Source organism: Dyella sp. (assembly GCF_036568765.1).
Classification (GTDB): domain Bacteria; phylum Pseudomonadota; class Gammaproteobacteria; order Xanthomonadales; family Rhodanobacteraceae; genus GSA-30.
Genome location: NZ_DATCRY010000326.1, coordinates 1 through 13,454, shown reverse-complemented (window position 1 = coordinate 13,454; position 13,454 = coordinate 1). Strand labels below are relative to the sequence as shown.

Here is a 13,454-nt window from a genome sequence, read left to right as displayed (position 1 = left end):
TGCATCGGAGGATAGCATGCGATTTCGCAGGCTATCGCGCTCCAGGCGTGGCGCCCTAGAACACCATGTTCAACGCTACCGCTGGGGTGATCGTGGTCGTCGTGCGATGCCCGCCGAAGATCACGCGGGTGCCCAGCAGTACGCCCATGTTCGATGACCAGTTGTATTCGATGGCCGGCGCCAGGCCATAGGCGATGTTCGAGCCGGAACGCGAGCGGTAGGGCATGACCTCCGGCAGGCCGTCGATCGTCACTATGTCCTGCCCGGCAACGCGAGTGCTGCGATTGCGCGTATAAGTGGCGTCGAGCGCCAGTACCCAACGGCGCGACACGCTGTATTCCCAGCCCAGGCCCACGTAGAACGTATTGCCTGGCTGGGCATTGCCATTGAAATCCTCGCCGGTGCCGTAGACGCTCACGCCATGCACGCGCGTGCTGCGCGCCCAGGTCTGGGCAACATTCAGGCGCATGCGCAAGATGCGCCCGTTCGGCATCCAGTAGTACGTCTGCGCGTTGAATTGCACGGTGGTGGCGTAGGCCCCGCTGCCCAGCGCATTGCCGGGGTTGTCGTGCAGATGATCGTAGCGGCCGGTGGGCAAGGTCTCCTGGATCTGGATCGCCGTTGTCGGTACCCAACTGCCCGGCTGAAACTGAGTCAGCCCGTATTGCGCCTGAACACTGAAATCGCCGAGCAATACACGCGAGCTGCTCGGACCGCCATCGGCGGTGTTGTAGCCCACGATCGGAATCATGCCGACAGTCAGGCGATCGGTCAGGCCATACAGCACGTATGCGCGCGAACCGTAGCTGTCGGAGCGATCCGAGTGAATGTCATAGACATAGGGCTCGATCAGCCAGTGCCCACGGGGCAGCGTGGCAGCCGAATTGGCCAGCATGGGGCCGGTCCACCAGGCATCGGCCATTTCCTGCCGTACGGCCGGCGATGGCAGCGACTCGGCCGCGGGAACATCGACCGATTGCGCGGCGGCCGTAGCCACGGCGCCCAGACAAACCACTAAACAAGCGAACTGAAGCGAACGCCAAGCCATGGACCGGTGGATCCTGATAGATGCGGGGGTGGCGAAAAGCTAGGTGAGCCGGTGGTCTATCGATATAGCCACTTTGCTAGCATCCGGCATGGCCACTTCTTTTGGGGAGAGCGAAGGGCATGACGCGGGTTACTGCCGGTTTTCTACCACCGATCGCACTGGACCGGCACGGCGACCTGCCGCTGCACCGGCAACTTTCCGACTGGTTTCGCCGCGCGATCATCGATGGCCGGCTGCAGCCAGGCCAACGCGTGCCATCCACGCGCGCCTTGGCCAAGGAGCTGAAGATTTCGCGTCTGCCAGTACTGAGCGCCTACGAACAGCTGTTTGCAGAAGGCTACCTGGAGACCTTTGTAGGTGCCGGCACCTGCGTAGCGCAATCGATCCGTGGCGGTACGGCGACTGCACCCGCGGCGACCCCGCCCAAGCCAACCGAGGCGCCCTCTGTGCCGCGGCGTTTCTCGCGCGTCGCGCTCGATATGCAGGAACCGCCCCCGCCCTGGCTGGCCAACCAGGGCGCATTCCGCGTCGGCCTGCCCGCCCTCGACCATTTTCCGCGCGAAATCTGGGCGAAGCTGGTAAATCGACATGTACGTCAGATGCCTTCGAACCAGATGACCTATGACGATCCCGTCGGTCATGGCCCGTTTCGCGAAGCCATCGCGCACTACCTTGCCACGGTGCGCGGCGTGCGCTGCGACGCTTCGCAGATTCTGGTTACCACCGGATCGCAGCAAGGCCTGCTCATTTGCGCGCTCGCCCTGCTGGAGCCCGGCATGCGCGTATGGATGGAGGAACCGGGTTATCCCGGCGCACGCCAGGCCTTGCAGGTAGCCGGGGCGCATATCGTGCCGGTACCGGTGGACGAGGAAGGCCTGGTAGTCGCCGAGGGCATCCGCCGCAGCCGCCAGGCGCGCGCGGCGTATATCTCCCCCTCGCACCAGTTTCCGCTCGGCGTGACGATGAGCGCGACTCGACGTATCCAGCTGCTCAACTGGGCTGCGCGCAGCGGCGCCTGGATCATCGAAGACGACTACGACAGCGAGTACCGCCTGGCCGGCCGGCCGATCGCCTCGCTGCAAGGACTGGATAGCGACGCGCGCGTCATCTATGTCGGCACCTTCAGCAAGGTGGTGTTCCCGGCGCTGCGGCTGGGTTACATCGTGGTGCCACACGACGCCATGCCGGCCTTCGAGAGCGTGCGCAATGCAATGGATACGTTCTCGTCCACGCTGTACCAGCTGGTGATGAACGACTTTATCCGTGAAGGCCACTTCGCCCGGCATATCCGGCGCATGCGCAGTATTTACATGGAGCGACGCACGGCGTTGCTGGAAGCGATCGACGCGCATCTGGCCGACCGCCTGGGCGTGATCGGTGCCGAAGCCGGCATGCAACTGGTGGCACTGCTCCCGCCCGGCATCGACGACGTGGCGATTTCCCGTGCCGCGGCTAAGGTCGGCGTGTCGGTGCGCCCCTTGTCCATGTGCTACGCCGAGCCACCCGAACGCGGCGGACTGATCTTCGGCTATGGCGGCGCCAGCGTGCGCGACATCCGCGAGGCGGTGCGCAAGCTCAAAGATTGCATCTAATCGGCGTCCTTCACTTGCTCCCAATCCAGGCCGAAACGCGCGAGATACTTGCGCAAGCGATCGGCATCGTTGGTGCTCGCGCGCTGCTGACGCGATGCCGCAAACAGTTCGCGCCCGGCCTGTGAGAGCGATTTCGACCTTGCGCAGACACGAACCACATCTTCCAGCTGCACGCGATCGAAACGGTCCAGCTCGGCGACTTTGTCGCCCAGTAGAGCATCGAGCGGTGAGGGCGATGGCGGCGCGCGCCATTGCGCGGTCAGCCTGGCCAGTTCCTCTTCGACCAGCTCCACCTGGATACGCCCTGCATTGGCCAGGGTAGCCATGCGCATGACCGATGCGCCGAGGTCGCGGAAATTGCCCGTCCAACGCGCCTGCGGGCCAGTGGCGAACGCCAGGAAGCGCGCCCGGGCCTCGCGATTGAAAGCCACGCGCCGATGCTGTTCGCGCGACCAGCGCTCCAGCTCGAAATCCAGGTTCGGCTCGATATCTTCACGACGCTCAGCCAAGCCGGGCAGGCGATACGTCCAGAGATTCAAGCGCGCCAACAGGTCCTCACGGAAACGCCCTGCCGCCACGGCGGCCTGCAGGTCGCGATTGGTCCCTGCGATCAGCTGGAAATCGCTTTCGACTTCTTTGTCGCCGCCGACGGGAAGAAAGCGCTTCTCTTCCAGCGCCCGCAGCAGCATGGCTTGTTCGTCCGTGCCCAGTTCGCCGATCTCGTCGAGAAACAACAAACCCTGATGGGCCGAGCGCAGCAATCCCGCACGGTCGCTGGTGGCACCGGTATAGGCGCCACGCGTATGGCCGAACAAGGTGCTCATCGCCCCATCGCCGCGCAGGGTCGCGCAGTTGATCTCGACGAAGCGGCCAGGCAACTGGTGCTTGAGTTTCTTGAGCTCGAACACGCGCCGGGCGAGCTGGCTCTTGCCTGCCCCCGTAGGCCCCATCAGCAACATGGGCGCACGCGAGCGTGTCGCGACGATCTCGATCTGCTCGATCATCCGGTTGAACGCCACATTGCGCGTAGCGATACCGCTCTTGAGCAGATCCCGATCTTCCAGTTGCTGCCGTTCGAAGCGTTGCGCGATGCGGTCGTAGCGAGACAGATCCAGGTCGATGACGGCAAGGCTTCCGGCTTCGCCGCCATCCTGCTTGCGCGGTGGCGAGGTCTGCAGCAGGCGGCCTGGAAAGATCCGACTCTCGGTGAGCAGGAACCAGCAGATCTGCGCTACATGCGTCCCGGTGGTGATATGGACGTAGTAGTCCTCTTCATCCGGCCGGAACGCATAGGCACGCAGAAAATCGTGCAGCGTCGCGTAGACACCTTCGAAATCCCAGGGGTCGGCCAGGTACATGTCGTGCCGGCGAATCTCCGTCTCGGGCGAAACCTGTGCGATGTCGTCGCAGACGACCCTGGCCAGCTTGGCGTAGCGACGCTCGTCGAGCAGCAGCTCGAGCCGGTCGAGCAGGAAATCCTCATGCATGCCCAGCGACACTGTGGGACGCCAGCGCTCCCAGCGCACCGACCCGGTCCCGGCGTCGAGTTGAGTGCCCAGCATGCCAATGACTACCTGCTTTCTCATAGATGTTTTTAGATAAATAGCTATCTAAAAGTATAGATATTTTTGATATCAGGAGGTGGGTCAAAAACCAACCTCGAATTTTTATTCTTTTTAATCAGTCAGATAAAAGACAAGCGTGGCGTTGGCACGCCGCTTGCCCTGTGTCCGTCAAGGATCCCAAGCGAATCGCCACGGTTGCGCTTCGGACAGGGCGGCACAGGAGTTGCCGCGGCGATCATGCCGGAGGGCCGGCGTGACCGATTGCAGGGAGACAGGAGTCTCTTTCGCAACGGAGGACTGGCAAGCAATGAGGCTTGCCGGATACAGAAACGCGGCAACGCGCGATAAGCACCTGGAACGGCGCCAGCCACTGTCGCCGATACTGGGTTTACCCCGTCGCGCGTTGCCGCGTCATTTAACGATCTATCGAGTCAAAGACCATGAGCACCAACTATGACGTGATCAACGAACCCGGCGCCGTGCCGATCAAGCTATGGACGCGCGGCGTGCCGCTGGAAGACGAAGCGCGCCAGCAATTGGTCAATATCGCGCGCCTGCCTTTCGTTCATCGCTGGATCGCCGTGATGCCGGATGTGCACTTGGGCAAGGGCGCGACGGTGGGTTCGGTGGTGCCGACGCTCGGCGCCATCGTGCCGGCTGCGGTCGGCGTGGATATCGGTTGCGGCATGATCGCGGCACGGACCACGTTGACCGGCGACGACCTGCCGGATCACCTGGGCGAGGTGCGTAGCGCGATCGAGAAGGCCGTTCCGCACGGTCGTACGGTGGGACCGCGCGACAAGGGCGCCTGGGCCAATCCGCCAGCGACAACCGTCGCCGGGTGGACGACACTCGCGGACGATTTCGCGCAGATCGTCGTGCGCCACCCCAGGCTCGGTCGCACCAACAACCTCAACCATCTCGGTACGCTCGGTACGGGCAATCACTTCGTGGAGGTCTGCCTGGACGAGGAGAACCGCGTGTGGTTCATGCTGCACTCGGGGTCGCGTGGCGTAGGCAACGCCATCGGCACGCACTTCATCGAACTGGCCAAGCAGGATATGCGTCGCTGGATGATCGACCTGCCGGACCAGGACCTGGCCTACCTACCCGAGGGCAGCGACCACTACGCCGACTACGTCTTCGCCGTGGATTGGGCCCAGCGTTATGCGCGGACGAATCGCCACATCATGATGCAGAACGTGGTCGATGCGGTGCGCAAGGTGATTACCAAGCCGTTCGAGGCGCAAGCCGAAGCGGTCAATTGCCACCACAATTACGTCAGCCGCGAGCACCACTTCGGCAAGGACGTACTGGTGACGCGTAAGGGCGCGGTAAGCGCGCGTAAGGGCGAAATGGGCATCATCCCAGGCAGCATGGGCGCGAAAAGCTTTATCGTGCGCGGCCTGGGCAATGCCGACAGCTTCCACAGCTGCAGCCACGGCGCTGGCCGTGTGATGAGCCGTACCGAGGCGCGCAGGCGCATCAGTGTGGCCGATCACGTCAAGGCGACCGCCCACGTCGAATGCCGCAAGGACGCGGAGGTGGTCGACGAATCGCCCGCGGCCTACAAGCCGATCGAGGCGGTCATGGCGGCGCAAAACGATCTGGTCGAGATCGTACATACACTGCGGCAAGTGGTGTGCGTGAAGGGCTGATCCACGCACAGCGCAACGGAAACAACGCCGGGCGGACAAATGCCCTCCCGGCATCATGACGGAATGTTTATGGAGATGATCGAACTCGACGGCGAGGCAGGCGGCGGTCAATTGCTGCGGACGGCACTCAGCCTGAGTCTTTGCACCGGCATCGGCTTCACGATGGAGCGGATTCGCGCGCGCCGGTCGCGCCCTGGCTTGATGCGCCAGCACCTGACGGCCGTACGCGCCGCAGCGGAGATCGGCCAGGCCGACGTTACCGGTGCCGAGCTGGGATCGATGCGCCTGCGCTTCGTTCCCGGCCCGGTAACAGCCGGTGACTATCGTTTTTCCACGAGCAGCGCCGGTTCCACCACCTTGGTGTTGCAAACGGTATGGCCCGCGCTATGGCAGGCCGACGCACCGTCGCGGCTGTGGATCGAAGGCGGCACGCATAATCCGATGGCGCCGTGCGCGGACTTTATCGCCGACACGTACCTGCCTGCCCTGCAAGCGATGGGTGTCGGTGCGAGCGTCGAGCTGCTCAAGCATGGTTTTTATCCGGCCGGAGGCGGATCGTTGCATGCGAGCGTGCAACCGGCTTCCGCACTGCGGCGCCTTGCGCTGCACGCGCGTGGCGACACGAGCTCCATCGAGGCCTTCGCCATGCTTTCCGCGCTGGATTCGCAGATCGGCCATCGCGAGTTGCGTGTGCTCGGCAAGGAACTCGGACTCGATGCCGACGCGCTGCATCTGCGAAGCATCAAACCGCCGGTCGGGCCCGGTAATGCGTTATTGGTCAAGATTGGACATGCGGGACATGTGGCCACTTTTACCGCCTATGGCCAGCGCGGCGTGCAAGCGGAGCAGGTCGCGTTGAAGCTGGCGCACGAAGTGAAGGCTTATCTCGCCTCCACGGCGTATGCTTGCGAGCATCTGGCCGACCAACTCGTGTTGCCGATGGCGCTCGCTGGCGGCGGCGAGTTCACCACGCATCGGCTAAGCGATCATCTGCAAAGCAACGCCCGCCTGATCGAGAAATTCCTGCCCGTGGACATCCGCTGGCAGCAGCAAAGCGAACACGTCTGGCGCGTCGTCGTCGAGTCCTAGCGCGAATGGCCGATAGGCAAGCGTTGCTTGGCGGCATGAATATCCCGACCGTAAACCGCGTATGTCGCGGCCGTACGGGAGACACGTGATGCTCGAACAACAGCGTCTGAGCTACTTGCGCATGGCCCTGATCGTGGCCGGAGTACTGTGCTTTTGCTTGTACCCGCTAATGCTGCTTTGGCCGGCGGGCTGGGCCTGGCACGAGGGCTATTCGGATTATCCGCTGATGATCGTCGGCATCTATGCGACGCTCGGCGTGTTCCTGCTGCTGGCATCGCGCTCGCCCCTGGAGCACCTGAGCCTGATCTGGTTCGCCGTGTGGTCGAGCGTTGTGCACGGCGTCATCATGGCCTGGCAATCGGTGGCGCATCCCGGGCACACCGGGCATTTGCTGGGCGATGTGCCCGCGTTGTTTTTGATTGCGGCGGTGTTGGCGTGGTTGACGCCCCGGCGGGTTGGAAAGAACTGAGGCAAGGCTCACCCCTCCCCGACCCTCCCCTGCAAGCAGGGGAGGGAGCAAAGCTTTTTTCTGCTCTTCCCGCCTGCTTGCGGGGAAGGCTGGAAGGGAGTGAACCCTTGCCACGAACTCGCTTACTTGGATATCAGCAACAACAACGACTGCCCACATTGGTTGTACGTCGCTCCCGTTCCGCCGATCAAGGTTTCACTACCCGGCGCGACGAACGTATTGGCTCCATCGTTCCAATTGCAGGTATCGGTCACGCGATACCATTGCGTGCCCGTGGGCGGAGCCGGCAGGGTGAAAGTCACCTGGCCCGACCAGCCGTTGTAGGCGATGTACATGGAGTTGCTATCGCCGAACGAAGAGCCGTTGACTGTATAGGCAATGGCATAGTTGCTGGTGTTGTTCCAGTACGCCGTGGTCGCGACCGCGCCGCTGGGCTGATACCACACGACCTGACTGCCGGTATACCAGGTAGCCGGACGCAACGATGGATGCGCCTTGCGGAAGGCGATCAGGCGCTTGGCGTAGGTATTGAAGTTGGTCTGGTCCGTGGTCCAGCTGTAGTTCAACCAGTTCGCGCTGGAGTCGAGGTTATAGGCGTTGTTATTGCAACGAAGCGAGCGTAGATACTCATCGCCGCCCTGCATCAAGGGCGTGCCGGCCGAAAGCATCACGAACGCCAGCCCGGTGCGCGCAGCGCGACGTTGATCCAACGCCGTGCCGGTGCCCGCAGACATGCCCTGGTCCCAACTGTAGTTGCTCGATGTACCGCCATCGGATGGACCGTACGGCCAAGCCTGATTGTTGCTCGGACCGTTACAGGCATAAACGTCATTGAGCGTCATGCCATCGTGGACGTCGATGAAGTTCACCGAGTTCCACGGCGAGCGGCCGCCCGCCTGATAGAGATTGGCCGAGCCGGAGAAGTCGTTCGCGTCCTGGCCGATCGAGATGGTCATGTTGCCCAGCTCGTTTTGCGCCTGGCGCAAGGTGTCGCGATACGCGCCGTTCCATTCCGACCACCCTTTTGGAAAGCCGCCAAGCTGGTACGAATTGCCGTTGATCGCCCAGGGTTCGGCGAACAGATCCAGGCCGCTGCCGCCAGCGGCAGGACGCACGGTGAACTCCCGCAGGATACGATTGATCGCCACGTTCGAGTCGGCCGCGTCGAAATTGAAGCCGCCGTTCGGACAGTTGGGCGCGGCAGATTGGAAGGTATCGCTCAGGCAGCTATTGCCGAGTACCGAAGCCAGATCGAAACGGAAGCCGTCCACACCCATGGTGTTGGACCAGTAGGCGAGCGAATCGACGATCAGATTCTGCGCCACGGTGTTGTATGTGTTGTAGTTACCGCCCACACCGGTGTTGTCGTAATAGAACTGGTTGTTGCCCGAAAGCTCGTAGTAAGTCGAATTATCCAGACCGCGCCAGGAATAGATCGTCGCGGTGGTCGGATCGGTGCCTGTCCAAGTGCCGCCTTCGCCGGTATGGTTGTAGACCACATCGAGATAGACCTTGATACCGGCGGCGTGGAACGCCTGCACCATCGCCTGGAACTCCGCCGTCGGCCCACCGGCCGCCTTGTTCGACGAATAACGCCGATCCGGTGCGAAGTAATCCTCGGTCATGTAGCCCCAGTAGTTCTGGTTGGCGTCCGAGTTGGGCACGACATCGTTAGCATCGTTTTGCGTTTCCTGTACTGGCAGGAACTCCACCGCGGTGACACCCAGACTGGCCAGGTAGCTGGCCTTCATGCCCGCGCCCTTGTAGGTGCCACGATAGGCCGCAGGAACGCTGCTGTCCTGCTCGGTAAAACCGCGCACATTGACCTCGTAGATCACGTCGTCTTTCTGCGCCCGCGTCGGCTTGGTACCGGTACTCTGGGCTGCCTGCGACAGCACGACGCCCTTGGGCGCGTAGATGCCGCTGTCGGTGGCGCGATTCGTCGCGCCCGAGGCAAAGACATTGCCGTTCTGATTGGACGGGTTGAGCGGGTCCTGACTCATCTCCAGCGCATAAGGATCGAGCAGCAGCTTGTTCGGGTTGAAGCGGTTGCCACTGCTGTCCACGTCGCTGACGAAGCCTGCCGTGCTGCCCTTGGTCCAACTGCTGCTATACGGCCAATTCGGACCCCACGCACGATAGCCGTAGTAGACTGTGCCGCTGATGCCAGCCGACTGGATCGCCGACACCGGCACGGTCACTGCCCAGACTCCATTGCCTACGGAACTGAGCACATAGCTGGTGGATTCCTGTGCACCGTACCCGCTGCCGTAGAGATACACGGCAATGCGCGTGGCGTGAGCCGAGTACACACGGAAGGTTATATTGGCCTTCTGCGCGTCGTAACTGGCACCGAGCGACATGCTGTTGATTGCCGCGTGCGCGCTCATCGCGGGCACGATAGCAAGGCCGGCGCATAGCGCCAGTGCGGCGAACATCTTCGAACCGTTCATGCGGTCTACCTCCATCCTGCGTCGTTGAGGATCGGGCTGGGCCAACGTGTCGTTGACCATGAAACTGCCGAGCGAGTCCGCGACGCGACGGGCCGGCCGTCGCGCCTTGTCTTTGCATGCCGATGTCATGGCGCTCCACCGCGCGCCATCGAACGTGACTGCCGGACTTGCGTGCAGTGGGCGGATAGTAGAAAGCATCGCAGTGCAGCAACCAGCCGCTGCATACGTATTCATTGCGACGCGTTGCGCAGTCGTGACGTGCTCGCGAAACGGTTTAGACTAACCTTCGTTAGTTCATGCGAGGGGAAGGAGACATGCGGTCGATCGTGCGGTTTGCGTGGCTGTTGTGGCTTGCCCTGATGTTTTCGTCGGCGACAGCCGAAACGACGAATGGCGTAGGAATGCATGCCATTAAGGTGCGCGATCCCGTCGGCGGCGCGGATATGCCTGGCTATGTGTTCTATCCGTCAACGAACAAAGGCTCCACCGCAATCGAGGGCTACGATGTCGCCGCGGTTACCGACGCCGCGCCGCTCGCCGGAGTGAGACCTTTGGTGGTGTTGTCGCACGGCAACGGCGGCTCCGCATTCGACCTGCACGATCTTGCGACGTATCTGGCTGCGCACGGTTTCGTCGTCGCGACACTGGAACACCCGCGCGACAATTATCATGACCAGAGCGGTGTCGGGCGTGCGCCCGTGCTCGACGGAAGACCCGTCCAGGTCCAGGCGGTCATCAATGACTTGCTCGCCGACAAAACCTGGAGTCGCCGTATCGATGCGACACGTATCGGCGTAGGCGGCTTCTCCGCCGGCGGCTACACCAGTCTGCTGCTGGTGGGTGCAGTGCCGAATTTCAGCCGTTTTATCAGTTATTGCACACGCTATCCCAGTGACGACCTTTGCGCCGGTGCGGACAAGTTTCGCGCGGAAGCTGCAAGCCATGGGCAAACAGTCGAGCAGGTCATGCAGTCGATCCAGCAGGATTTCGACCGCTGGGGCAAAGCAGCCGACCCACGGGTCAAGGCGGCATTCGCGATGGCACCGCTCAGCTTGATCTTCGACGATGCCGGCGTGGCGTCGATCGATCGGCCGGTTTTTCTCTACTACGGCCAGAACGATCGCGTAGCCCGGCCGAGCGAGAACGCGCTGCATATCGCACCGTCGATTCGCCAGCTCGATACGATCAAGCAGATCCCGGCCGCCAGCCATTGGGTGTTCCTGGCGCCTTGCTCGGTAGCCATGGCCAAGCGCCTGCCGGTGATGTGCACGGATGCGCCAGGCGTCGACCGCGTCAAAGTACATGCCCAGATTCAGACGGACGCTTTGGCATTCTTTCGCAAGACGTTGGCAGTCGGCTCTGCCGGGCATTAACCCGATCTTTACAGCCATGTACAAGACATACGCGGTGACAAGGGCTGCACAAACGTCTGACTAAGCTGCGCTCGGAGGAAGGAATGAACCATGAGCGGCTTCCGACGTTATTCGCGCATCGCTATGTTCGCTCTGCGTTACCGGCGCGCAGGTGTGCTGCGCGGCGTGCCCGGGCCGATCAAGCCTTCGCCGCGATTGACACCGCAACGCTTCGTCGACGATCTGGAGGCCTTGGGTCCCGCTTTCATTAAGCTGGGCCAAGCCTTGTCCGGACGACCGGATCTGGTGCACTCGAACTACCTGGCTGAACTGACGCGAATCCAGGACGACGTCACGCCGATCAGCCTGCAGGCCGTGCGTCGCATGGTGACCGTGGAACTGGGTGCGCCACCGGAAGAACTGTTCCGTCATTTCGATCCCATGCCGCTCGCCGCCGGCTCGCTGGCCCAAGTGCACGCCGTGACGCTGCCCGATGGCGACGAAGCGGTGATCAAGGTGCAACGACCCGGTATCGGCCGGCGCATTCGCAACGATTTGAATGCACTGGAACGCGTGGCCGTTGCGGCGCAGCGGCATACCGAAGTCGGACGCCGCTATGGTTTCGTGCATTGGATCGCCGAACTGCGCCGCAGTCTGCTCAACGAGCTGGACTTCATGGCCGAAGCGGATCATCTGCGCACGTTCGCCGCCAACTTACGTGGCTACGACGCGCTATGCATCCCGATGCCGTTCATGGAATTCACCTCGCCGCGTGTGCTCACCATGGCGCGCATACGCGGTGAGAAGCTTTCGCCGGAAGGCGCCCTGCCCGGCTCCAGCACCGAACATATGCAACAGGCCAGTCAGCTGCTGTGTGCCTATGTAGATCAGGTGTTCATGCATGGCTTGGTACACGCCGATCCGCATCCGGGAAATCTGGTGTTGATGGAGGACGGCCGACTGGCACTGCTCGACTTCGGCATGGTGACCGGCTTGTCGCCTGGCATGCGGCGGGACTTGCTGCGCCTGATGCTGGCGGCGGCCGACGGCGATGGCGAGGGCGTGGCCGATATCTGCGAGCATCTGTGCGCGGCGCTGCCGGAAATGGATCGCGTGGCGTACCGTCGCGCCGTATCGGCCGTCGTGACCCGCTACGCTACCGCCGGCGAACGCAGCACACTGGAAGAAGGACGCTTGTTGTTGGCCTTGACTGTCATCGGCGCGGACAACGGCCTGCGTCCACCGGCCGAGCTGAGCCTGCTTGGGCGTGCGCTGCTGAATTTGGAGCCGGCGATTGCCCGGCTCGCACCGCGGCTGCCGGTACGTGAGCTGGTTCGGGCGCGCCTGGATCGAATCCTGCTGCACCGGCTATCGCATCCGCTATCGGCGGCGCAGGGCGGGGCATTGCTGCTGGATGCGCAGCGGTTGGCACTGGAGGCGCCGGGACATCTGGACACGCTGCTGCGCACGCTGGCGGCCAATCGTTTTAAGGTGCGGCTGGATGGGCTGGAAGAATCGCACCTGATCGAGAACCTGCAGAAGATCGCCAACCGTATCGCCGCTGGCGTCATCACTGCCGCGCTGTTGATCGCCGGGGCGCTGGTCAGCCGTTCGACGCATCCAGGCTATGAATGGCTGGCTTATGCAATGTTCGGACTGGCCGGTCTTATCGGCGTCGTATTGGTGGGCAACTCCATGCGGCGCGATCGAGCGCCACGTGACGACAGCGACGCGGGCGTGCATTGAGCGCTTTTGCAAAAAAGCGTTACCGCTTCGCCGAGACATCGGGAAGCTCCACACGCGCCATGTATTGCTCGACCAATTCGGGCAAGTGCTCGTCCAACCAAGCGGCCATGGCCTGCTCCTGCGGCAGGATCGTCGTGCAGATGCGCTCGACATCGCCCTCGCCCGCCGCTTTCGCCGCAGCGGCCAGCGCGCGATAGACGGTGATTTCCATATGCTCGAACGCGCTGGTGGTGATAGCTCCCTTGACGATTTCATCGGGGGAAGTCACCTGGAACAGGCCTTGCCCTAATGCAGCGAAACGCGCACCCAGTTCCTTGAACGCGGACGGTTCGGCACCGAGCTGCTTCAGGCATTGCGCGAGCATGGCTTGTTGTTCGCGTGTTTCGACGAGATGGCGTTCGACACGTTCGCGAAGTTGCGGGTAATGCTCGATACGGCGCGCTTGCGACTTGAGCATTTCCTCGCTGTGGATCTCCATGGCG

Annotated in this window: 10 protein-coding genes; 6 read left to right on the top strand and 4 right to left on the bottom strand. The window is 62.6% G+C overall.

Translation table 11 applies throughout. The features are described 5' to 3' along the window. Positions 1 to 55: 55 nt before the first annotated feature. Complete coding sequence (locus tag VIM98_RS20445) at positions 56 to 1,048, bottom strand: transporter (RefSeq protein ID WP_331994946.1); 993 nt, start codon at positions 1,046 to 1,048, stop codon at positions 56 to 58. Positions 1,049 to 1,167: 119 nt separating this feature from the next. On the opposite strand from VIM98_RS20445, the gene VIM98_RS20440 reads away from it, so the two are divergent. Then, positions 1,168 to 2,640, top strand: a complete 1,473-nt coding sequence (locus tag VIM98_RS20440; protein ID WP_331994945.1) for a PLP-dependent aminotransferase family protein — start codon at positions 1,168 to 1,170, stop codon at positions 2,638 to 2,640. Here the strand turns inward: VIM98_RS20440 and rtcR are convergent. Then, on the bottom strand, positions 2,637 to 4,226 hold the full coding sequence (gene rtcR / locus VIM98_RS20435; RefSeq protein WP_331994944.1) for an RNA repair transcriptional activator RtcR: 1,590 nt from the start codon (positions 4,224 to 4,226) through the stop codon (positions 2,637 to 2,639). The two genes, VIM98_RS20440 and rtcR, sit on opposite strands and share 4 nt — an antisense overlap. Before the next feature lie 419 nt (positions 4,227 to 4,645). On the opposite strand from rtcR, the gene VIM98_RS20430 reads away from it, so the two are divergent. The 3 genes from VIM98_RS20430 (at position 4,646) to VIM98_RS20420 (ending at position 7,421) form a co-directional block, all read left to right on the top strand. Then, complete coding sequence (locus VIM98_RS20430; RefSeq protein ID WP_331994943.1) at positions 4,646 to 5,863, top strand: RtcB family protein; 1,218 nt, start codon at positions 4,646 to 4,648, stop codon at positions 5,861 to 5,863. Between the two features lie 69 nt (positions 5,864 to 5,932). After that, positions 5,933 to 6,952, top strand: coding sequence for an RNA 3'-terminal phosphate cyclase (rtcA, locus tag VIM98_RS20425; RefSeq protein ID WP_331994942.1), 1,020 nt, complete (start codon positions 5,933 to 5,935; stop codon positions 6,950 to 6,952). Positions 6,953 to 7,040: 88 nt separating this feature from the next. Beyond that, on the top strand, positions 7,041 to 7,421 hold the full coding sequence (locus VIM98_RS20420; protein WP_331994941.1) for a DUF6632 domain-containing protein: 381 nt from the start codon (positions 7,041 to 7,043) through the stop codon (positions 7,419 to 7,421). Positions 7,422 to 7,543: 122 nt separating this feature from the next. Here VIM98_RS20420 and VIM98_RS20415 read toward each other — a convergent pair whose 3' ends face one another. Next, positions 7,544 to 10,003, bottom strand: a complete 2,460-nt coding sequence (locus VIM98_RS20415) for an isoamylase (protein WP_331994940.1) — start codon at positions 10,001 to 10,003, stop codon at positions 7,544 to 7,546. 185 nt (positions 10,004 to 10,188) lie between these two features. Here VIM98_RS20415 and VIM98_RS20410 point away from each other — a divergent pair, with 185 nt between their 5' ends. Next, positions 10,189 to 11,247 (top strand): alpha/beta hydrolase family protein, encoded by a 1,059-nt coding sequence (locus tag VIM98_RS20410; protein WP_331994939.1) that lies wholly within the window; start codon positions 10,189 to 10,191, stop codon positions 11,245 to 11,247. Positions 11,248 to 11,337: 90 nt separating this feature from the next. Further along, a complete protein-coding gene (locus VIM98_RS20405) occupies positions 11,338 to 12,972 on the top strand; it encodes an ABC1 kinase family protein (RefSeq protein ID WP_331994938.1) in 1,635 nt (544 codons plus the stop codon). A 19-nt stretch (positions 12,973 to 12,991) separates the two neighbouring features. Here VIM98_RS20405 and VIM98_RS20400 read toward each other — a convergent pair. After that, a partial coding sequence (locus VIM98_RS20400) for a ferritin-like domain-containing protein (RefSeq protein WP_331994937.1) occupies positions 12,992 to 13,454 on the bottom strand: 463 nt, incomplete at its 5' end.

Excerpts from the sequence above, each read along its gene's own strand:
- VIM98_RS20445 (WP_331994946.1), bottom strand. The coding sequence starts at position 1,048 with ATGGCTTGGCGTTCGCTTCAGTTCGCTTGTTTAGTGGTTTGTCTGGGC.
- VIM98_RS20440 (WP_331994945.1), top strand. The coding sequence starts at position 1,168 with ATGACGCGGGTTACTGCCGGTTTTCTACCACCGATCGCACTGGACCGG.
- rtcR (WP_331994944.1), bottom strand. The coding sequence starts at position 4,226 with ATGAGAAAGCAGGTAGTCATTGGCATGCTGGGCACTCAACTCGACGCC.
- VIM98_RS20430 (WP_331994943.1), top strand. The coding sequence starts at position 4,646 with ATGAGCACCAACTATGACGTGATCAACGAACCCGGCGCCGTGCCGATC.
- rtcA (WP_331994942.1), top strand. The coding sequence starts at position 5,933 with ATGGAGATGATCGAACTCGACGGCGAGGCAGGCGGCGGTCAATTGCTG.
- VIM98_RS20420 (WP_331994941.1), top strand. The coding sequence starts at position 7,041 with ATGCTCGAACAACAGCGTCTGAGCTACTTGCGCATGGCCCTGATCGTG.
- VIM98_RS20415 (WP_331994940.1), bottom strand. The coding sequence starts at position 10,003 with ATGACATCGGCATGCAAAGACAAGGCGCGACGGCCGGCCCGTCGCGTC.
- VIM98_RS20410 (WP_331994939.1), top strand. The coding sequence starts at position 10,189 with ATGCGGTCGATCGTGCGGTTTGCGTGGCTGTTGTGGCTTGCCCTGATG.
- VIM98_RS20405 (WP_331994938.1), top strand. The coding sequence starts at position 11,338 with ATGAGCGGCTTCCGACGTTATTCGCGCATCGCTATGTTCGCTCTGCGT.